The 20,937-nt window shown below is 61.5% G+C and carries 20 protein-coding genes; 8 read left to right on the plus strand and 12 right to left on the minus strand.

The window, feature by feature from the left end; all coding sequences use genetic code 11:
• The 6 genes from purF to CHEJ32_RS0108205 form a co-directional block, all read right to left on the minus strand.
• Positions 1–1,473 carry an amidophosphoribosyltransferase gene (gene purF, locus CHEJ32_RS0108180; RefSeq protein WP_028033433.1) on the minus strand — a complete coding sequence of 491 codons (1,473 nt, stop codon included), beginning with the start codon at positions 1,471–1,473 and terminating at the stop codon, positions 1–3.
• 49 nt (positions 1,474–1,522) lie between these two features.
• Positions 1,523–2,110 (minus strand): CvpA family protein, encoded by a 588-nt coding sequence (locus CHEJ32_RS0108185; protein WP_028033434.1) that lies wholly within the window; start codon positions 2,108–2,110, stop codon positions 1,523–1,525.
• Positions 2,111–2,176: 66 nt separating this feature from the next.
• On the minus strand, positions 2,177–3,565 hold the full coding sequence (gene radA / locus CHEJ32_RS0108190; protein WP_028033435.1) for a DNA repair protein RadA: 1,389 nt from the start codon (positions 3,563–3,565) through the stop codon (positions 2,177–2,179).
• Positions 3,566–3,602: 37 nt separating this feature from the next.
• A complete protein-coding gene (gene alr, locus CHEJ32_RS0108195; protein WP_051469547.1) occupies positions 3,603–4,772 on the minus strand; it encodes an alanine racemase in 1,170 nt (389 codons plus the stop codon).
• Between the two features lie 2 nt (positions 4,773–4,774).
• On the minus strand, positions 4,775–6,265 hold the full coding sequence (locus CHEJ32_RS0108200; protein WP_028033437.1) for a replicative DNA helicase: 1,491 nt from the start codon (positions 6,263–6,265) through the stop codon (positions 4,775–4,777).
• A gap of 241 nt (positions 6,266–6,506) precedes the next feature.
• Positions 6,507–7,760, minus strand: coding sequence for a cyclopropane-fatty-acyl-phospholipid synthase family protein (locus CHEJ32_RS0108205; protein ID WP_028033438.1), 1,254 nt, complete (start codon positions 7,758–7,760; stop codon positions 6,507–6,509).
• Between the two features lie 399 nt (positions 7,761–8,159).
• On the opposite strand from CHEJ32_RS0108205, the gene glpX reads away from it, so the two are divergent.
• Positions 8,160–9,137, plus strand: coding sequence for a class II fructose-bisphosphatase (gene glpX, locus CHEJ32_RS0108210; RefSeq protein ID WP_028033439.1), 978 nt, complete (start codon positions 8,160–8,162; stop codon positions 9,135–9,137).
• A gap of 57 nt (positions 9,138–9,194) precedes the next feature.
• Entirely contained in the window at positions 9,195–10,979 is a 1,785-nt protein-coding gene (gene recJ, locus CHEJ32_RS0108215) for a single-stranded-DNA-specific exonuclease RecJ (RefSeq protein ID WP_028033440.1), read from the plus strand.
• Here recJ and CHEJ32_RS0108220 read toward each other — a convergent pair.
• The 3 genes from CHEJ32_RS0108220 to folE form a co-directional block, all read right to left on the minus strand.
• Positions 10,976–11,956 (minus strand): patatin family protein, encoded by a 981-nt coding sequence (locus CHEJ32_RS0108220; protein WP_028033441.1) that lies wholly within the window; start codon positions 11,954–11,956, stop codon positions 10,976–10,978. The two genes, recJ and CHEJ32_RS0108220, sit on opposite strands and share 4 nt — an antisense overlap.
• A gap of 111 nt (positions 11,957–12,067) precedes the next feature.
• Positions 12,068–12,481, minus strand: coding sequence for a phosphoribosyl-AMP cyclohydrolase (hisI, locus tag CHEJ32_RS0108225; RefSeq protein ID WP_028033442.1), 414 nt, complete (start codon positions 12,479–12,481; stop codon positions 12,068–12,070).
• 4 nt (positions 12,482–12,485) lie between these two features.
• Positions 12,486–13,154 (minus strand): GTP cyclohydrolase I FolE, encoded by a 669-nt coding sequence (folE, locus tag CHEJ32_RS0108230; protein ID WP_028033443.1) that lies wholly within the window; start codon positions 13,152–13,154, stop codon positions 12,486–12,488.
• Positions 13,155–13,385: 231 nt separating this feature from the next.
• Here folE and CHEJ32_RS0108235 point away from each other — a divergent pair, with 231 nt between their 5' ends.
• From CHEJ32_RS0108235 to thrS, 4 genes are all read left to right on the plus strand, one after another.
• On the plus strand, positions 13,386–13,832 hold the full coding sequence (locus CHEJ32_RS0108235; protein ID WP_028033444.1) for an iron-sulfur cluster assembly scaffold protein: 447 nt from the start codon (positions 13,386–13,388) through the stop codon (positions 13,830–13,832).
• Positions 13,833–14,019: 187 nt separating this feature from the next.
• Positions 14,020–14,139 carry a HepT-like ribonuclease domain-containing protein gene (locus CHEJ32_RS28035; RefSeq protein ID WP_084032725.1) on the plus strand — a complete coding sequence of 40 codons (120 nt, stop codon included), beginning with the start codon at positions 14,020–14,022 and terminating at the stop codon, positions 14,137–14,139.
• Entirely contained in the window at positions 14,136–14,450 is a 315-nt protein-coding gene (yidD, locus tag CHEJ32_RS0108240; protein ID WP_028033445.1) for a membrane protein insertion efficiency factor YidD, read from the plus strand. The genes CHEJ32_RS28035 and yidD overlap by 4 nt, the downstream gene beginning before the upstream one ends.
• 105 nt (positions 14,451–14,555) lie before the next feature.
• A complete protein-coding gene (thrS, locus tag CHEJ32_RS0108245) occupies positions 14,556–16,523 on the plus strand; it encodes a threonine--tRNA ligase (RefSeq protein WP_028033446.1) in 1,968 nt (655 codons plus the stop codon).
• Positions 16,524–16,562: 39 nt separating this feature from the next.
• Here the strand turns inward: thrS and CHEJ32_RS0108250 are convergent, their stop codons facing one another.
• Positions 16,563–17,516 carry a hypothetical protein gene (locus tag CHEJ32_RS0108250; protein WP_034658108.1) on the minus strand — a complete coding sequence of 318 codons (954 nt, stop codon included), beginning with the start codon at positions 17,514–17,516 and terminating at the stop codon, positions 16,563–16,565.
• A 104-nt stretch (positions 17,517–17,620) separates the two neighbouring features.
• Between CHEJ32_RS0108250 and CHEJ32_RS0108255 the strand changes: the two genes are divergently transcribed.
• Positions 17,621–18,235 (plus strand): nitroreductase, encoded by a 615-nt coding sequence (locus CHEJ32_RS0108255; protein ID WP_028033448.1) that lies wholly within the window; start codon positions 17,621–17,623, stop codon positions 18,233–18,235.
• A gap of 45 nt (positions 18,236–18,280) precedes the next feature.
• Here CHEJ32_RS0108255 and CHEJ32_RS0108260 read toward each other — a convergent pair whose 3' ends face one another.
• Together CHEJ32_RS0108260 and CHEJ32_RS0108265 are read right to left on the minus strand one after the other, a co-directional pair.
• Positions 18,281–19,168 (minus strand): CoA ester lyase, encoded by an 888-nt coding sequence (locus CHEJ32_RS0108260; RefSeq protein ID WP_028033449.1) that lies wholly within the window; start codon positions 19,166–19,168, stop codon positions 18,281–18,283.
• On the minus strand, positions 19,168–19,620 hold the full coding sequence (locus CHEJ32_RS0108265; RefSeq protein ID WP_028033450.1) for a MaoC family dehydratase: 453 nt from the start codon (positions 19,618–19,620) through the stop codon (positions 19,168–19,170). Before CHEJ32_RS0108265 ends, CHEJ32_RS0108260 begins: the two co-directional genes overlap by 1 nt.
• 143 nt (positions 19,621–19,763) lie before the next feature.
• Here CHEJ32_RS0108265 and CHEJ32_RS0108270 point away from each other — a divergent pair, with 143 nt between their 5' ends.
• A complete protein-coding gene (locus CHEJ32_RS0108270) occupies positions 19,764–20,906 on the plus strand; it encodes a DUF2336 domain-containing protein (protein ID WP_028033451.1) in 1,143 nt (380 codons plus the stop codon).
• Positions 20,907–20,937: the final 31 nt, after the last annotated feature.

Raw genomic sequence — 20,937 nt, forward strand, 5'->3', positions numbered from 1 at the left:
CTATTGCCCGCCCGAGGCAAGCAGCGAGAGCTGGCGGACATTGTCCGTTCCGTGCTGATCGGTAAGCTGCGTCGGATATTCGGTCGTGAAGCAGGCGTCGCAGAATTGCGGGGCCTCATTGTTCCGTGCCGCCTCGCCGACGGCTCTGTAGAGGCCATCGATCGAGAGAAAGCCCAACGAATCGACCCGAATGAAATCGGCCATCTCCTCGATGGACATGCGGGAGGCAAGCAGCTTGGCTGTTTGAGGCGTGTCGACGCCATAGAAGCAGGAGGCACGGGTGGGCGGCGAGGCGATGCGCATGTGCACTTCCTTGGCGCCGGCGTCGCGGACCATCTGGACGATCTTCTGGCTTGTCGTGCCGCGCACGATCGAATCGTCGACCAACACGACGCGCTTGCCTTCGATAGAGCGCCGGTTGGCGTTGTGCTTGAGCTTTACGCCCATGTGCCGGATGGCATCCGTAGGCTGGATGAAGGTGCGGCCCACATAATGGTTGCGGATAATGCCGAGCTCGAACGGGATGCCGGCTTCCTGGGAAAAGCCGATTGCAGCTGGCGTACCGGAATCCGGCACCGGCACCACGAGATCCGCCTCGACCGGGTTTTCCCGAGCGAGTTCCGCGCCGATACGCTTGCGCACTTCATAGACATTCTGCCCCTCCACGGAGGAATCGGGGCGGGCGAAATAGACATATTCGAAGATGCAGAAGCGCTGGCGCACCGGCTCGAAGGGGAAAAAGCTTTCGATCCCCTGTTCCGTTACCACGACCATTTCGCCTGCCTGCAGGTCGCGCACGAAGCGTGCACCGATGATATCGAGAGCGCAGGTCTCTGAAGCCAGGATATAGGCGCCGTCGAGATCGCCCAATACCAGCGGGCGGATGCCGAGCGGGTCGCGGCAGCCGATCATCTTCTTCGATGTGAGCGCCACCAGGGAAAAGGCGCCTTCAAGCTGACGGACGGTATCGATGAATCGGGCGTTGAGGTTGGTTTCCTTGCTGGTGGCCACCAGGTGGAGGATTGTCTCGGTGTCCGAAGTGGATGAGAAGATGGCGCCTTGTGTCTGCAGGCGGCGCTGCACCGTCATCGCATTGGTAATGTTGCCATTGTGGGCAAGCGCAAGTCCGCCATCGGCGAGTTCTGCGAAAAAGGGCTGCACATTGCGCAGTCCCGAGCCGCCGGTGGTCGAATAACGCGTGTGTCCGATCGCCCGCGAACCTTTGAGCCGCTCGAGGACTGCGGGCTTTGTGAAGGTATCGCCGATGAGGCCGATATGACGCTCGACGTGGAACTGGGTGCCGTCGAAAGACACGATACCGGCAGCCTCTTGGCCTCGATGCTGCAGGGCATGGAGGCCGAGCGTGACGATAGCCGCCGCATCCTGGCGGCCGAAAATGCCGAACACGCCGCATTCGTCGTGAAAATGATCGTCCGCTTCGCCCATGAGAGGCAAATTCTTGCTTTCCGCCATCACTGGCCGCCCTGTTTCAGTTGGTTCGTCCGGCGGCCATCGGCAGCCGTCAATTGCTTGTTTCAGCTCCGTCTGCCGCACCCGGTTCAGGCGAGCCCGCCTCAGGCGCTGCATTCGGCTCGGCCGCATTCGGCGACAGACGATCGAATATCGTGGTCTCCGGGTCCTCGGGCAATAGGCTTTGCAACCAGTTTCCTACTCCCTCCAGGAGAGGCCGGGATTTGGCTTCCGTTATCCATGCGGGCGGGTTCGATCCCAGCAGCCAATTGAGGAACAGGAGAGCCACGGCCACCACCAGGATGCCGCGCGCGGCACCATAGAGGAAACCGAGTGTCCGATCGAGAGCTCCGATACGAGAATCGACGATAAAATCCGCGATTTTCATCGTAATGATCGTGACGATGATAAGCGCCACGAAGAAAACCGCGGCCGCCGAGGCAGCGAGTGCCAGTGTCGCGTTGTTTATATAAGGCGTCACATAGGGCAGCACGACCGGGTAAAGGAAATAGGCGGCAATCGCCGCAAGCACCCAGGACGCGATCGAAAGGACTTCGCGCGAGAAGCCGCGCACCATGGCCAGCATCGCCGAGACCAGCGTGAAGCCCACGAGAATGCCGTCAAGCAGCGTGATTGGCATCTGCACCCCAGTTTTTCTTCACGGCAGGATCTTTCCTTTCATCCTGCCACGGCACAAGGCCATTCTTCACTCCCGTACCCGCGACCCCGCTATACGGGCAACGAGATCCGCCAGTCCCTCGGGCTTGAACGCGTTGGCTGCAATTCCGCCGGCCAGCTCCTCATTCGCAGGTGGCATGACGGCTTGCGTGAATCCCAACTTTTCGGCCTCTTTGAGCCGGCTCGCCGCGTGCGCGACGGGCCGGACCGCGCCCGAGAGACTGATTTCGCCGAAATAGACGCAATCGGGGGGCAGAGCAAGCCCGGTGAGGGAGGATACGAGGGCAGCTGCCACAGCCAGATCGGCCGCAGGCTCTGATATTCGATATCCGCCGGCCACATTCAGATAGACGTCGTGGGTAGAGAAGCGCACCCCGCAATGGGCTTCGAGCACGGCAAGCACCATGGAAAGCCGCGGCCCGTCCCAACCGACGATCGCCCGGCGCGGTGTACCGAGCGGGGACGGGGCGACGAGCGCCTGGATTTCCACAAGAACGGGCCGCGTCCCTTCGATGCCGGCGAAAACGGCCGCGCCCGGTGCTGCGGCGCTGCGCTCCCCGAGGAAGAGCTCCGACGGATTCGGCACCTCCCGGAGGCCTTTATCGCCCATCTCGAAGACACCGATTTCATCGGTTGGGCCGAAGCGGTTCTTGACGGTGCGCAGGATGCGGTAGTGATGGCCGCCTTCGCCTTCGAAATAGAGCACGCCATCTACCATGTGCTCGACCACGCGGGGGCCGGCGATCTGCCCTTCCTTGGTGACGTGACCGACCAGAACGATGGCCGCGCCGGTGGATTTGGCATAGCGAATCATGGCCTGGGCGGAAGCGCGTACCTGAGTGACGGTGCCGGGGGCGGATTCCACCATATCGGTCCAGAGCGTCTGGATGGAATCGAGGATGACGAGGTCAGGCCGCTTTCCATCCTCGATCGTGGCGAGGATGTTCTCCACATTGGTTTCAGCCGCGAGTTCCACCGCGGATCCGGCCACGCCGAGCCGCTGCGCCCGCAACCGGATCTGCGCCACCGCCTCCTCGCCGGAGACATAGACGATCCGGTGCCCTCCGCCGGCAAGCGCCGCGGCCGCTTGGGTCAGGAGAGTGGATTTGCCGATTCCCGGATCTCCGCCCACAAGGAGGGCGGACCCGCGCACGAAACCTCCCCCGGTCGCGCGGTCGAGTTCGCCGATGCCGGTAACGATCCGCGGCGCATCCTCTATGTCGCCGGAAAGCGTGGTGAGCGCGACGGGTCTTCCAGGTCGCGCCTTCCTGAGAGCCTGCGGGCCCGCCCCGATGCCGCTTACGGTGCCTTCCTCGACAAGCGTGTTCCACTCGCCGCAGCCATCACATTTTCCCGCCCAGCGGGCATGGACGGTGCCGCAATTCTGACAGACGAACTGAAAGCGGGGCTTGGCCATTAAATCTCAACTCCGCCGGAGGCTGGAGGCATCGGGTTCATACAGTGCCTCCTACATATTCCCGGCAATATCTTCGCCCTAGCGAAGTCAGGAGTTCGTAGGCGATGGTCCCGGCGGCCTCGGCCACTTCGTCGATCGGCATGTTGGGCCCGATGAGCTCGATGTAATCGCCTATGGCAACGGCGTTGGGGCCGAGCGAGGTGATGTCAAACAGGGTAAGATCCATCGTGACGCGGCCGAGCACCGGCACTCGGTGGCCATGAACGAAACCCTGCGCGCCGTTTGGGACGGCGCTTCTGAGCGGCACGCCACCGCCCGAGCCAGAACGGTGATATCCATCCGCATATCCCGTTGCGCAGACCGCAACGACGCTGTCCCGTACGACCGGAGCCGCCCCATAGCTCACGGTCTGACCGGCGCGCACGTGACGAACCTGCACGATCCGCGTTTCCGCTGTCACGACGACCTGCATCGGATTGCCGATCCCGCTCACCGGCGCCCCGCCATAAAGGGCGATTCCGGGCCGCGTGAGGTCGCCGAGGAAATCACCGCCCAGAAAGATGCCTGCCGAATTGCAGAGACTTGATTCACTTTGTGGAAAAAGCGCGCGAACCGCCTGAAATGATTCAAGCTGCTGGCGATTCAGCGAATGGTCTGGCGCGTCCGCACAGGCCAGGTGGCTCATCAGAAGGATCGGCGTAAGCGCGCCTGTCAGCGCATTCTCCTCCGCAAGCGAGCGCGCGCGTTCCGGCGTGAGCCCGAGCCGGTTCATGCCGGTGTCCACGTGGATGGCGCAGGGCCGTGAGCGCTCGTCGTCCCAGCCATGGGCTTCCCATATGGAAAGATCGCTCTGGGAATTCAGGACGGGGATCAACCGCGCTTCGCGGTAGGCGGCGGCCGATTCCACGGAAAAGAGCCCGGTAAGCACGAAGATCTCGGCCTGCGGAAGAACCGACCGCAATTGGAGCCCTTCAAGCGGAAGTGCAACGAAGAAGCGCCGGCACCCCGCTGCCCAGAGCGCCGAGGCCACAGGCTTTATCCCCAACCCATAAGCATCCGCCTTGAGGACGGCTGCGGCCTGAGCCGGGGCAGACCGTTGGGACAAAAGCCGGTAGTTTGCCGCCAGTGCAGAAAGATCGACCGTCAACCGTCCGCCTGCCAGATGCGATGGGGGGCCGTTGTCGGTCGTATTTGATGGAACGGGCACTGCTACTCGAACCGTTCCGGCAAGTGTGATTCCTCGGCCAGATCGAAGAAACGCGTGAATTCGCCCTGGAAGCCGAGCGGTACCGTTCCCGTCGGGCCGTGACGCTGCTTGGCGATGATGACCTCAGCTTTGCCGCGGACCTCGTTCATGTCGGCTTCCCATCTCAAATACTCTTCGGTGCCCGGCTTGGGCTCCTTGTTCTTGAGATAATATTCCTCGCGATAAACGAACAGGACCACGTCGGCATCCTGCTCGATGGAGCCCGATTCGCGCAGGTCCGAGAGCTGCGGGCGTTTGTCGTCGCGGCTTTCCACCTGGCGCGAGAGCTGGGACAGCGCGATGATCGGAACCCCGAGTTCCTTGGCAAGCGCCTTGAGACCGGTGGTGATCTCGGTGATCTCCTGCACGCGGTTCTGCTGTGCCTTGGCTGAAGAGCCCTGCATGAGCTGCACATAGTCGATAACGAGGACGTCGAGCCCGCGCTGGCGCTTGAGCCGCCTCGACCGTGCGGCGAGCTGGGCGATCGAGATGCCGCCGGTCGCGTCGATGAAGAGCGGTATCTTCTGCATCATCTGGGCGCAACCGACAAGTTTCTCGAACTCCGCCTCGGTGATCTCGCCCCGGCGGATCTTGGAGGAGGGGATCTCGGTCTGCTCGGAAATGATACGCGTGGCGAGCTGCTCGGAAGACATTTCGAGCGAGAAGAAACCCACCACCCCGCCATTGGCGGCCTTGAAGCTGCCATCCGCCTGCTGGGCCGGCTCGTAGGCGGCTGCGATGTTGAAGGCAATATTCGTGGCAAGCGAGGTCTTGCCCATACCTGGACGCCCGGCAAGGATGATCAGGTCCGAGGGTTGCAGGCCACCCATGCGCTTGTCGAGATCGCGCAGGCCAGTGGAAATTCCGGAAAGGCCGCCATCGCGCATGAAGGCGGCATTGGCCATGTCGATGGCCGTCTTCGTGGCGTCGCCGAAACTCTCGAACCCGCCGTCATAGCGTCCCGTCTCGGCAAGCTCGAAGAGGCGCCGTTCCGCATCCTCGATTTGGGACTGCGGAGCCATGTCGACAGGGGCGTCATAGGCGATGTTGACCATGTCCTCGCCGACCGTGATCAGCGCTCGGCGGACGGCGAGATCGTAGATGGCGCGCCCGTAATCGGCGGCATTGATGATGGTGACGGCCTCGGCAGCCAGCCGTGCCAGATATTGCGCTACCGTCAGCTCGCCGACCTTTTCCTCGGCTGGCAGGAAGGTCTTGATCGTGATCGGACTGGCGATCTTGCCCATCCGGATGAACTCGGCCGCCACCTCGTATATTCGCCTGTGCAGCGGTTCGTAGAAGTGGTTTGGCTTGAGAAAATCCGACACCCGATAGAAGGCGTCGTTGTTGACCAGGATCGCACCGAGGAGAGCCTGTTCAGCCTCGATATTGTTCGGTGGTTCCCTGTAAAGCGGCGTCTCCGCCGGATTCAATTTGCGGACTGCGTCGGCCATCTGACTTCCATCTTATGAATGGCGGCCGGAAACTGCGAATGGTCCGGCGCCCCCCTTGAGCATGGTCATAACCTCTCGGGAGCGGTGATGTAAGTAAGGGTGCTCCCTGATTTGGTCAGACAAGGCGACAATCGGATCGTAGAGCACGATATCCACACCACCCACAAAACGAATCGCTGTCGAGGGCCGTAAAGCCCTCTTACAGCTTGACTGTGACTTGATTCGTTTCTGGATGATATTCCTATTCGGCGGCGTCGGGAATCGCGGTCCCGTTGTCGAGAGCGTTCAAGCGCCGCTCTACCTCGAGCATGTAGTCGCGGGTCACCGGCAAAGCGTCGCGCCGCTTCGTGATCTGGATCTGGAAGTTGACCATATCCTGCCAGCGGAAGGATGCTTCGGAGCCAGCGAGATAGAACTCCCACATGCGCGCAAAGCGCTCGTCATAGATCTCAACCGCCCTTGCGCGATTGGCCATGAAGCGCTCGCGCCATGCCTTCAGCGTCTCCGCATAGTGGAGTCTCAGGATCTCTATATCCGTGATGATGAGCCCAGCCTTCTCGATCGCCGGAACGACCTCCGACAGGGCGGGGATATAGCCGCCCGGGAAAATGTATTTGCGGATGAAGGCGTTCGTCACCGAAGGGCCGGAAGTGCGGCCGATCGTATGCAGCAGCATCACGCCGTCATCGGCCAGAAGCTGAGCGCATTTATTGAAGAAAGTGCGGTAGTGATTGACCCCCACATGCTCGAACATGCCGACGGACACGATCCGGTCGAAGGGTCCGGTGAGCGCGCGGTAGTCCACGATTTCGAAGCGCGCCTTCTCGGCAAGACCGGATTCGCGTGCGCGCCGTTGCGCGACCGCATGCTGCTCTTCCGATAGCGTGATGCCGAGCACATTGGCGTCGAAACTGCGCGCAATGTCGAGACCGAGGCCGCCCCAACCCGAGCCGATATCGAGCACCTTCTGACCGGGCTTCAGCGCCAGCTTCGCCATGATGTGGCGCTTCTTCAGACGCTGCGCCTCCTCCAGCGGAATGCTGGGGTCCGGATAGTAGGCGCAGGAATACTGCATGTCCTCATCGAGGAAGAGTTTGTACATCTCGCCCGAGAGGTCGTAATGGCGCTGGACGTTGCGCTTCGACCGGCCCGCCGGATTGTACTGATGCAGACGGCGGAAAAGATAGCGGACGCCTTCGCCGACTTTCATCGCAAGCGCCTGTGGGCCGCCGCGATCAAAATTTTCGTAGGCGACCTTCAACAGCGCTAGAATGTCGCCTTCAATAAAATCCACCTCGCCGTCCATGTATGCTTCAGGAACGGCAAGCATGGGATCGAGCGCGATGGCTCGTTCCGCACCATGTGAGCGGATGACGATGTGAACGGGCTCGCCGGAGCCGTCACCAAACCGGTGCATGCGTCCGTCTGCATCGGTGATTGTGAGCGATCCGGTCTGGATCAAGCGTGAAACGAATTTCTGGAGCAGAGGATTCATTGCGGCCTCCGTCTTGGGAAGCCACAATTATGTATCAGATCGCCTGCGGATGAAAAGAGTTGGGCTTTTTCGGGGCAACTCCGTGGCACCACCATTGTCTCCATTTGTAAGTATAGGAAACTAAATGAAATCTCCGCATGGAGAGCTGCTTATGGTCAAATGGCGGCGCGTTGGTTCAAACCTTCTTAAACATTGGCTCAGCGCAACCCCGCATAAATGGCCAGGGTGACACTGGCCTTCTGCAACCAAATCGGCCTGTCACAATTATTCAATCGATTCATGTTGCTAGGTGGGGCGGAGAGGGCCTTGCCGTCCTTCCGTGTCTTTGTCACAACAGCCGATAATTGTCTCGCGCGGGCGGCTTCCGCGCTCATTTCCGGGAGAACAGGGATGACCTTCATGCCGAAAAGCCCCCATGCCGGCCTAGACCGAATCTTGACCCTCGAGCTGGTCCGCGTGACTGAGAGGGCGGCGGTGGCGGCAGCCAGGCTGCGGGGCCGGGGCGACGAGAAGGCTGCCGACCAGGCGGCCGTGGACGCGATGCGCTCCGAACTGAATCGCCTGCCCATTCAAGGCACGGTGGTGATTGGCGAAGGAGAGCGCGACGAAGCCCCGATGCTTTATATCGGTGAGGAAGTCGGGGTCGGCGAGGGGCCGGAGGTGGACATCGCGCTCGATCCGCTGGAAGGCACGACGATTTGTGCCAAGAACCTTCCAAACTCGCTCGCCGTGATCGCGATCGCCGAACGCGGCAGCCTGCTCTACGCGCCGGACGTCTATATGGAGAAGATCGCGGTCGGTCCGGGCTACCCGGAAGGGATCGTGAACCTGGATGCGTCTGCGGCCGAGAATGTGGAGAATCTTGCCAAAGCCAAGGGCGTGCCGGTTTCCGAGATCACCGCCTGCATTCTCGATCGGCCGCGGCACGCGCGCCTGATCGAAGAAGTTCGCGCCACAGGTGCCGCCATCCGGCTCATCGGCGACGGCGACGTGGCGGGCGTCATCCACACCACCGACCCGGACAATACCGGCATCGACATCTATCTCGGCATTGGTGGTGCGCCGGAGGGCGTTCTGGCGGCAGCTGCGCTGCGCTGTATCGGTGGCCAGATGCAAGGCCGCCTACAGCTCAATACGGAGGAGAAGGTGGCGCGCGCCGCCAAGATGGGAATCTCCGATCCCAACAAAGTCTACCGCATGGAGGAAATGGCAAGCGGCGACGTGCTCTTTGCTGCGACCGGCGTCACGGATGGCAATCTCCTTTCCGGCGTGAAGTTCGCCCGCGATTCCATCCAGACCCACACGATTGTCATGCGCTCCTCCTCTCGCACCGTGCGCGAGATCAAGGCGCGGCATCAAGATTTGGAAAAGTTCTGAATTTTTCCCAATTCCGCCGCTCAAAGGTCTATCGTCCGACGAAAGACGGAGACCGGGTTGAGCAGCGAGAGGCGGTATTTTCTGGGCGTAAAGCAGTCGGCGCGCGGGGTGAGCTGGGAACACCGGCTCGACCCGCGCGGTGAGAACATTGCGCTCGGGATTGCCCAGAGCCATGGCGTCCCTGAGATAGTGGCGCGCGTGCTTGCCGGGCGTGGCGTCGGGCTGGAAGAGGCCGCTCGGTTCCTCACACCCTCGATTCGCGACCTGCTGCCTGATCCTGCCAGGCTCACGGATATGGAGAAGGCGGCCCGCCGGATCGCCGATGCGGTGATTGCCCGCGAGCCCGTGGCTATCTTCGGCGATTATGACGTCGATGGCGCGGTATCGTCCGCCATCCTGAAGCGCTTTCTCGCCCATTATGGCGTGGCCGCGGAAATTTATATTCCCGACCGGCTGTTCGAAGGGTACGGCCCCAATCCAGAAGCCATGCGTGAGCTCGTGCGCCGAGGCGCCAAGCTTATCGTGACGGTGGACTGCGGCACAAACAGCGCCCCCTCCATTGCGGCCGCCAACGAGATGGGAGGCGATGTCGTGGTGCTCGACCACCATCAGGTGGGTGGCGAGTTGCCGGTTGCTGTCGCCATCGTGAACCCGAACCGGGAGGATGATCTTTCGGGGCAGGGGCATCTCTGCGCAGCCGGAGTCGTCTTTTTGGCGCTGGTGCAGACCACGCGCATTCTGCGGACCGAACTGCGCAATACGCCCCCTCCGGATCTTCTCTCCATGCTCGATCTGGTGGCGCTCGCAACCGTCTGCGATGTGGTGCCGCTGGTGGGCGTGAACCGTGCTTTCGTGGCAAAGGGCTTGCTTGCCGCGCGACAGATGAGGACGCCGGGCCTTTCCGCTCTCGCCAGGGTGGCGCGCATAGGCGAACCCCTCAACTGCCATCACCTCGGCTTCCTTCTTGGGCCGCGCATCAATGCCGGCGGGCGGATCGGCAATGCCGCGCTCGGCAGCCTTCTTCTGGCAACCGTCGAGCCGGGCGAGGCGGAGTCCATTGCTGCGACCCTCGACCGTCTCAACCAGGAGCGCCAGGCGATGGAGACGGCCATGCTGGCCGAAGCGCGGGCGGAGGCCGACGCGGAACTGATGAGCGGAGACGGCCCGGCGGTGTTGGTCACGGCGAGCGACAAATGGCACCCGGGAATTGTGGGGCTGATCGCGTCGCGGCTCAAGGACCATGCGCGCCGACCAACCTTCGCTATTGCCTTCGACACGAATGGCCTGGGCACAGGTTCCGGACGTTCTATTGCGGGTTTCGACCTTGGCCGCCTCGTTAGGGATGCCGTATCCGAGGGCCTGCTCGTCAAGGGTGGCGGACATGCCATGGCGGCCGGAATAACCATCGAGCGGAAGAAGCTCGGGGCCTTGCGCGCCTTTTTCGAGGAAAAGGCGGCGAGCGCCGTCTCGCTTTTACGCCAGAGCGAAAGCCTCAAGATTGATGCCGCCCTGTCGGCGGATGGCGCAACCCTGGACCTCTTGGAGACCTTGGAAGCGGCCGGACCCTACGGCTCCGGCCATCCGGCTCCGGTTCTGGCTTTGCCGCGTCACCGCCTGGTGGATGCCAAGCCGGTCGGCAACGGTCATATCCGCGCGGATCTGAGGTCGCTGTCAGGCGCGAGGCTGCAGGCCATCGCTTTCCGTGCCGCCGAGACGGATGTGGGGAATTTCCTCTTTGCAAACCGGGGAGCGTCCGTCCACGTGGCGGGCTCGCTCGCCGTGAACCATTGGAATGGCAGCCGCTCGGTGCAGTTCCGCATCACGGATGCGGCGAAGGATTAGCTCAATACGGTCAGCATGCGCTGCAGTTCAGGCAATTGGGCCTTGGTGGTCTCGTACCCGACCTTGATCGCCTCGTCCGCACGATAAAATTCCGTCAGCCCGATATGACCGAGCTTTGGCTGGAGCGACAGATCTGGCGGGTCGCCGGCCATGCGGGCGCGGGAAATGCGGTCCTGGATAATGTTGAACGCCTCGACCATGACGCCGGTAATGCCGAGCCGGACATCGTGCCGTTCGGGCCCCTTTTCGACCACCAAAGGTGCTTTCTCGCCGTCCAGCGGTTTACCTTCCTTTTCAGGCAGGTCGGCGCTGTGGCGGATGACGGCAGCCCGGCCGAACACGTCATAATGAAGGTTCACCGCGACGACGAGCGGCTGCTCATAAGACCGGCACACCGTGACCGGCACGGGATTGACCAGCGCGCCGTCGATCAGGACCCGGCCGTTGCACACCACCGGCTCAAAGACACCGGGAAGCGCATAGGAGGCGCGCATGGCAAGGATCAAGGAGCCGCTGTAAAGCCAGATCTCGTGCCCAGTGCGGATTTCCGCTGCGACGCATACGAAAGGCTTCGGCAAGTCCTCGAAAGTGAGCCCGTTGAGATGCTCCTGCATTCTCTGGTTGAGCTTCATGCCGCCAAAAAGGCCGCTGCCACCGAAATTGAGATCCAGAAGTCCAAGGATGCGGCGACGGGTCAGAGACCGCGCGAAATCTTCCAGCTGATCCAGCTTGCCGGCAAGATAGCAGCCGCCGACAAGCGCTCCGATGGACGTTCCGGCGATCATCGAAATGTGTACGCCGGCTTCATCCAGCGCGCGCAGCACGCCGATATGAGCCCAGCCGCGGGCAGCTCCTCCGCCAAGGGCCAGCGCAATACCCGGGCCCTGACCGCCATTGGCCAATGGCTGGGCCGGAGGCTTTACGGCATTATTGTCATTGCCGTCGGATTTTCCGCGGAGCGGTCCCCAATCGAGCATCACAATCTCCTGAGCCCCCGGACAATAATGCCCAGGTTCCGTAATAAATTCATGAATGTGGGAAGGCAAAGGCCCGAAATAGGAGGCTCCGCTCACCCGAAAGCGAGGATTTCACCCGTTTTCGGTCAGAATTGGGCGGCCGCCTTCAACCTTCACATCCCGATAGAAGCAGGAACGTCGGCCGGTATGGCAGGTTGCACCTTGGCCGGCGACATGCACCTTGAGCAGGACCGCATCCTGGTCGCAGTCGGTGCTGATGGCCACCACATGCTGTTCGTTTCCAGAGGTTTCGCCCTTTTTCCAGAGGGTTGAACGGGAGCGAGACCAGTAATGGGCTATGCCGGTCTGGAGAGTCTTGGACAGCGCCTCGGCATTCATATGGGCTACCATGAGAAGCGTGCCGTCATCCGCATCGGTAACGACCGCCGTTATGAGCCCATTCGCATCGAAACGTGGTGTGAAGAGTTTCCCTTCCTCCAGCTCGGTTTTATCGGCGGAAGGTGGCGCAAAACGGAATTCTTGCATCGGGTCAGCCGTTGCGGGGATCTCGGACCATGGTGATGAAGCGCATCTGCTCTTCAGGCCGCGTCTTGAAGGTCCCAGTAAAGGTCGTGGTGAGTGTGGTGGAGCCCTGCTTGCGGATGCCCCGCATAGCCATGCACATATGCTCCGCCTCAATCATAACGGCAACGCCGAGCGGCTGGAGCACATCCTGGATTGTGCCGGCGATCTGGGCCGTCATCGTTTCCTGCGTTTGCAGCCGGCGGGCGAATATGTCGACCACCCGGGCGATCTTGGAAAGGCCCACCACTCTCCCATCCGGCAGATAGGCCACATGCGCCTTGCCGACGATCGGCACCATGTGGTGCTCGCAATGGGAATGGAACGGGATGTCCCGGATCAACACCATATCGTCATAACCGGCGACTTCCTCGAAGGTGCGCCCGAGTTCTTCGGCAGGGCAAAGATCGTAGCCGCCGAAGAGCTCCTGATAGGCCTTCACCACGCGCGCGGGGGTCTCCTTAAGCCCCTCCCGGTCCGGATCGTCGCCCGCCCAACGCAACAGCGTGCGCACGGCAGCCTCGGCCTCCTCGCGGTTCGGGCGATCGGTGACCGGCTTGTCGAGAAAAGACGATTGTTCCGCCGGCAGGGCGGTCTGGTCGGAACGGGGCGGGAAGCTCCGGATGATCGCGTCCATGTTTAAGGCGTCTCCCGTAGCCCCTGTCTCTGGCAGGAGCGAGTTGAACGGACACTGCCTTCGCGGGTTGTTGGGAACTCAGTCCCGCCCGAAAGCGGCATGCGGCACCGGCGAGGCGTTACAATATCTTGCCCTTCGCCGTGTACCCTCACTATATAGTTTTGTAACGGCGTAAATGAAAGTCATATGCGCGACATCCTGTTCTTGGTTCGCGCCGCAGGCTGAAATTCCATGATCGACGACGTCTATAACGCGAAAATTCTTGGCTTTGCCGGCAATATCAGCCGGGTTGGCAGGCTGGCCGACCCCGATGCTACTGCCACGGCCCATTCCAAGCTTTGCGGGTCGACGGTCACGGTCGATCTGAAAATGACAGACGGCGTGGTGACGGATTTCGCCCATGAGGTTCGTGCCTGCGCCCTGGGCCAGGCGTCTTCTTCGGTTATGGCCCGCCATGTTATCGGCGCCAGTGCCGAGGAGCTGCGGGTCGTGCGCGAGGAAATGCGGCGTATGCTTAAGGAGAACGGTCCGCCCCCGGAAGGGCGCTTTGCCGACCTTAAATATCTGGAGCCGGTGCGCGATTACAAAGCGCGCCATGCCTCCACCATGCTCACCTTCGATGCGGTGGTCGACTGCATCGACCAGATCGAGCGCAAGGAGGCAGGCGAGGCTGCCTAGGAGAGAAGACATTGCGCCCGACGGAAGCCCTTGCAAATGGAGCTTGAGGCGCTGTTGGGAGTGAGTCGACGTCCGGACGCCCGGGAATTTGCATAGAGGCGAACGGCGAAGCCGCAGGACGGATTCTCAGCTAGCATCCGGAACTCGCCGATGCTCATCCGGATCTCTAACTCGGGGAAGCCTTCGAATGCGCAATCGCCTGTCCCATGGGTACGGATCGGTCAATTGGCTGGTTGTTTGGCGCAGAGCTCGTGGCGATATTCCAGCATTGGCGGAGCGCATTCGCAGGCTCTTGGGCGAAAAGTGACGGGCTCGCGCAACTGGCAGGGACAATGGCCGAAAACGCCCGGGCGGGTTTTCGGCACCGCCTTCGTTCGCTTCTACCAGCTTACACTGTCCGGATTCATCGGCAATTCCTGCCGGCATTTTCCGACCTGCTCGGAATATGCCTATGAGGCGATCGCCCGGCATGGTCTCTGGAAAGGCGGTTGGATGGGGCTGTTCCGCGTGGTCCGATGCGGACCGGGCGGAACCCACGGCATTGACCTCGTGCCGGAGACCTTGAGCCCGCGCCACCAATGGTGGGCGCCCTGGCGCTTCTGGCGATTGACGCCTTAGTTGCTCCGGGGACTTGCCGCAGCGCTTCGTACCCGCTAGATGCGCAGCCTTGATCGTCTGTCACCACCCGCGTTCGTTGGCGGGACTGGATAAGGAGATTTTTCCATGGCTGAGGCCGTTTCCCTGACATTTCCCGATGGCTCCGTCCGCAATTTCGATGCGGCGACGACCGGTGCCGATATTGCAGAATCCATCTCGAAGTCACTGGCCAAAAAGGCCGTGGCCTATGCTCTGGATGGTTCCATACGCGATCTTTCCGATCCTGTGGAACGCGGCGGCAAGATCGAGATCATCACGCGTGAAGACCCACGCGCGCTGGAACTCATCCGCCACGACGCAGCGCATGTTCTGGCTGAGGCCGTCCAGGAGCTTTGGCCGGGTACTCAGGTGACCATCGGCCCGGTGATCGAAAACGGCTTCTACTACGACTTTGCGCGGAACGAGCCTTTCACGCCCGAGGATCTGCCCGTTATCGAGAAGAAGATGCGGGAGATCATCGACCGCAACGAGCGTTTCAGGAAAGAGGTCTGGTCACGCGACAAGGCGAAGAAGGTGTTCGCCGAGAAGGGCGAGACCTACAAGGTCGAGCTGATCGATGCGATTTCTGAGGACCAGGACGTCAAGATCTATTTCCAGGGCGATTGGTTCGACCTCTGCCGCGGGCCGCACATGGTCTCCACCGGGCAAATCGGCAAGGCCTTCAAGCTGATGAAGGTAGCCGGTGCGTATTGGCGCGGCGACGCCAACAACGCCATGCTCACCCGCATCTACGGTACGGCATGGACGGACCAGCAGCAGCTCGATGACTATCTCAACATGCTGGAAGAGGCCGAAAAGCGCGACCACCGCCGGCTCGGCCGCGAGATGGATCTGTTCCACTTCCAGGAGGAAGGGCCGGGCGTCGTCTTCTGGCACGCCAAAGGCTGGCGCATGTTCCAGAACCTTGTCTCCTACATGCGTCGCCGGCTCGACGGCGTGTACCAGGAGGTGAATGCACCGCAGGTGCTGGACCATTCCCTGTGGCAGACCTCGGGTCACTGGGACTGGTATAAGGAGAACATGTTCAAGGTCGAGTGTGCCGACGAGGAGGCGGAGGACAAACGCGTCTTCGCCTTGAAGCCGATGAATTGCCCCGGCCATGTCCAGATCTTCAAGCATGGGCTTAAATCCTATCGGGACCTGCCGATCCGCCTGGCCGAATTCGGCGTGGTGCATCGCTACGAGCCGTCGGGCGCTCTGCACGGGCTGATGCGCGTTCGGGGATTCACCCAGGACGACGCGCATATCTTCTGCACGGAGGAGCAGCTCGCCGAGGAATGCCTCAAGATCAATGACCTGATCCTCTCTACCTATGCCGATTTCGGCTTCGAGGAGATCACGGTCTACTTCTCCACCAGGCCGGAGAAGCGCGTCGGCTCCGATGCGCTTTGGGATCATGCCGAGGAGATCATGAGCGGCGTGCTCAAGCGCATCCAGCAGTCGGACAATCGCATCAAGACAGCGATCAATCCCGGTGACGGTGCATTCTACGGACCGAAATTCGATTATGTGCTGAAGGACGCGATCGGCCGCCAGTGGCAATGCGGCACCACGCAGGTGGACTTCAACCTTCCTGAGCGGTTCAACGCATTTTATATCGACAAGGATTCGGAGAAGAAGCAGCCGGTGATGATCCATCGCGCCATCTGCGGCTCGATGGAGCGCTTCCTCGGCATCCTGATCGAGAACTATGCGGGGCATTTCCCGCTCTGGTTCGCGCCGCTGCAGGTGGTGGTAGCGACGATCACCTCCGACGCGGACGATTATGCCAGGCAGGTGGCCGAGCAACTGAAAGCCGCAGGGCTTTCGGCGGAGACGGACCTGCGCAACGAGAAGATCAATTACAAGGTGCGCGAGCACAGTCTTGCGAAAGTGCCCGTCATTCTCGTCTGCGGCAAGCGCGAGGCGGAGGAGGGCAGTGTGAATATCCGCCGCCTTGGCAGCCGCGACCAAAGCTCGCTTCCCTTGGCGCAAGCAATCGCACAACTTGCCGAAGAGGCCACGCCGCCGGATATCCGGCGTGCAAAGGCATAACTTTGGCGGCGCTGGCTTCGGCCGGCGCTGCCTCTTCACCTAGTCTGGAAATGCCGCATCGGGAGGAACCAGGTCGCCCGGCAGAAGCTCGACATCCTGTTTCTGACCGGCCGCCACCGTGAAGTCGCGCTGATAGATGCGGTCCCGGTTCTTCGCCACGATCGTGTATTCGCCTTCGGGCAGAACGATCGTGGCATAGGCGCCGACCGTATCGAGCACGATCTCTCCGGACTCGGTCAGGATCGACCATGCCGTGTCTGCTATAGCCTCGCCTCCGGACTCACGTACCAGCTTCAGGGTCACCTCGGCCGCCCTGTGTTCCACCGTTGCTTCGGTCAACTGACCGGCCTCGACACGGATGTCGGAGCGGATGACGGCGATCGGGCCGTAGTTGGAGACGACGTGATAGGTGCCGGCATTGAGCCTTATGATCGCGTTCGGCCGTACATTGGGTACGATCAGGGGGCGTTCGCCAGTGGCGTCGGCGTCGGCTTCATAGATGGAAAAGCGGAGCTGCTTCTCCGGTATGCGGATATCTCCGGGGAGCACTGCATCGAGCTTGAGGCCGCCGGCATCGAGTACCAAGCTCTCGCGCTTCGATGCACCCGCGACGGTAATTCTCTTCGTTGCCCCCGCCCGGCCATAGGCAGCGTGGACGAGATAGCTTCCGGGGGCCAGTGTAAAGGCGCGGGTGCCGCCCTTGGCCGTTGCCACAAGCGGCAATTTTCCATCCGGTCCTGGTTCCGGCGCGAAGATCCGCCATATCAACCCCTCGGGGATCTCCGGCGTATCCTCCTTCAGTTGAGCTGCCAGCACCAGTTGCGAAGCTTTGGCCTGATCAAGGGGAGACTGCGTCTGAGGAGCGGCATATTCGGTAAGGCCGGGCGATAGCTGATCGTCGTCATCCCGGGCCAAGGCGGGGTTTACAGAAACCCCGGCCGTAAGCAAAGACATCAGGATGATTCGTATCGCCACCAACCGCATTCTTGCCATGAAGCCCAAGCCAGTGGCAATTTCAAGGCTATAGCCATGCGAGCTCCGCCTCGCCCAGCCAACAAGGGCCATTCGGCCGATCTTTCCACGACAGGAGAATATTCTTGAGCAATGCAGTAATCGATCTTTTGCTCGCCCGCCGTTCCGCGCCCATCCACGAGCTCGCTCAACCTGCGCCGTCGGAAGGTGAACTCGAGATCATCCTGCGGGCCGCCACCCGCGTGCCCGATCACGGACAACTCGCGCCATGGCGCTTCATCCTCTATCGCGGCGAGGCGCGTGAGCGGGTGGGGCAGATGCTGGCCGAGCTTGCGGAAGAGCGCGAAGGGTCATTGAACGAAGCGCGCCGGCAGCAGGAACTGACGCGTTTCTCGCGTGCGCCGCTCGTCATCGGCGTTGTGTCGAGCCCCAAGGAGAGCATCAAGATCCCGCAATGGGAGATGTTCCTTTCGGGAGGCATGGTGGCCATGAACCTCATGATCGCCGCCAATGCGCTTGGCTATCACACCAACATCATAACCAACTGGTACTCGGACGTGGAGGAGGGCCGGCGCATTCTCGGGCTGGCTCCATATGAGCGGGCGGTTGGCTTCGTGCATATCGGGACCCATCCCGGGGGAACCCCGGATCGCCGCAGACCCGAAGTGGCGAGCCTCGTCAGTGATTACGAAGGGCCGTGGCCGCAGGAAGGCATGAAGGCAGCAGGGGAAAGATCTTGAAGATAATGGGTAGGGGAACGATAGCGCACATGTTGCCCTACCGTCTCACCGCCCATTCCCCTGATCCAATCCTGCAAGGCGCGCGCGTTCCAGGATGCGTTCGGCGCGGATGAGGTGAGGCCGGTCGACCATCTCTCCGTCGACGCTGGCCACCCCTCGGGCTCCTGCATCGGCGAAGGCGGCGACCACCCGGCGGGAGTGGTCGATCGCCTCCTCCGAAGGTGTGAAGGCGGCATTGATGATGGGCACCTGGGAAGGATGAATCGCCATTTTGCCTGTGAAGCCGTCGCGCTCTGCGTCCCGGCAGTCGCGCGCAAAGCCTTCCATGTCCCGGAATGCCGGGAAAACGGTATCGATTGCCGGCACACCCGCAGAGGCAGCTGCAAGCAGGGTGATGGAGCGCGCAAGCGCGAAAACACCTGTGTAGCCGCCTGCGTCATCCCGGGTGACCCGTGCTCCGATCTCAGCGGAGAGGTCCTCGGCGCCCCAGGTAAGGCCGCATAGCCGGTTGCTCGCACCGGCAATCGTGTGAGCCGCGAAAACAGCTTTCGCCGTCTCGGTGACGATAGGGAGGATGGATGTTGCCCCATCCTTAATGCCGTGTTCCGCCTCATGCACCCGAAGCTTGGCCGAGAGAAGGGCGACATCCTGGCCGCCTTCTGCCTTGGGCAGCATGATTCCGGCAGGCCGTGCCGGCATCACTGCTGCGAGATCCTCATCCGTAAGCCCGGTGGCAAGCGCGTTCACCCGCACATAGACCCGCGCCGGAATCGCTTCCTTCCGAAGGAAATGGACCGCGATACGGCGCGCCTCCTCCTTTTGGGACAGCGCGACCGAATCTTCCAAATCCAGGATCAAAATGTCGGCTCCTGACCGGAGCGCCTTTTCCAGCTTGCGTTCGGAATCCGCCGGCACGAAAAGGAGCGAGCGCATCAGGAGGGCCTTTTCACGACCATCGCTTGCCGCAAGCAGCGGGCCACCAAGATGTCGTGCTGATTGAAACCGCGATGCTCGAACTCAACGATTCCGCGGTCGGGCTTGGAGCGGGATACACGCACACTCTTCACTTCTGTTTCCACACGAAAAGTATCTCCGTGGAAAAGGGGGTTCGGAAACACAGTTTCCGTCATGCCGAGATTGGCAATCAGCGTGCCAAGTGTAGTATCATGAACGGAAATGCCGATCATGAGTCCCAGCGTGAAGAGTGAGTTCACGAGCGGCTTGCCCCATTCGGTCTTTTCGGCGAAGTCGAAATCGATGTGAAGCGGCTGCGGGTTCAATGTCATCACCGAGAAGAGGACATTGTCGCTCTCGGTTATCGTCTTTCGCAGCGTATGGCGGAAGATTTGTCCCGGTTCAAAGTCCTCAAGGTAAAGGCCCGGCATATCCACTCCCCTTGTTCAGGGCATTTTAGCGGGGCGTCTCCCGCCCGCAAGTTCTCGCAGTAAACAATTTCTGACCCGTAATCATAGTAAACGATTTCTAAACGAACAGAGTCTAATCTGGCGCCTTCAGGGGGAGACCGGTAGTGTCTGTCATCCAATATTTCCTCCGTTGGATCGCAACGGCAAAGGTGTCACAGCGCGCGCCTGCGGCGGCGGCCTTGGCGCGGGCCTATCTTCATAGAAAATTTCCCTTCGAGGAACGCGCGGCTGCGGAAGCCGCATTGACGCTTCTGGCGGAAGATCCTTCGCCCCAGGTCCGGCTGGCCCTGGCAGAGGCTCTATCGCTCAGTCACGTAGCCCCGCCACAGGTAATCGCCGCGCTTGCGAACGATCAGCCTGAAGTCGCCGCACCCGTGCTTGTCCGCTCGCCTCTCCTTACCGATATCGATCTTATCGACTGGGTGGCAACGGGCGAGGTGCGGATCCAGGTTTTGATCGCCTCCCGACCCTGGGTCTCGATGGCGCTCTCGGCGGCGGTAGCCGAAGTGGGAGAGGCCAAGGCCTGCCTTGCGCTTCTGCGCAACGGCGGCGCGCAGATCGCGGCGCTGAGCTTCCGTCGCATGATCGAACGGCACGGCACGCACGCCGCCGTTCGCGCCGCGCTTGCATCGGACCGCCGCTTGCCTTCCGACTGCCGTCATCTTCTGCTCGTTCAGGTGGGAGAGGCTCTTTCCTCAGCCCGTTTTGTACAGGCGCTCATGGGTTCCGAACGCGCGGAAAAACTGACGCGAGAGGCCTGCGTGAAAGCATCGCTGACCCTGATCGATGCCACCGAGCCCCGGGAGCATGCAGCCCTGGTGGAGCATCTGCGGCTGCGCGGAGATCTTACATCCGGGTTCCTCGTACGGGCTGTGACTTACGGCAAGATCGACTTTTTCGGGGTGGCGCTCGTAGCCCTTACAGGCCTGAGCGAGTCACGCGTGCGCTCGGTCCTCTCGCGCGGAAGGGACGGGGCCGTGACAGGACTGCTCGTCAAAGCCGGCCTCAAGCCGGTTACCCATGCGCCGATTCTTGCAGCGCTGAAGATCTGGCGCCAAGTCGCAAACGGAAAACGCGCGGCAGGGCCTCAAGAGGCTTCCTGGCACATGCTGAAAGCCCTGGAGGGCAATCCGAAAACCCTGGAAGACCCGACCGGTACCGCGCTCACCACTCTGCTGCGCCGTATCCACCTCGATGCGATGCGGCAGAACGCGCGTCAGCAGGCTCTGACGCTGGTGGCGGCGTGACGCTGGGCCAATAAAGAACGGGATGGCCTCG

Source organism: Chelativorans sp. J32 (assembly GCF_000518985.1).
Taxonomy (GTDB): domain Bacteria; phylum Pseudomonadota; class Alphaproteobacteria; order Rhizobiales; family Rhizobiaceae; genus Chelativorans.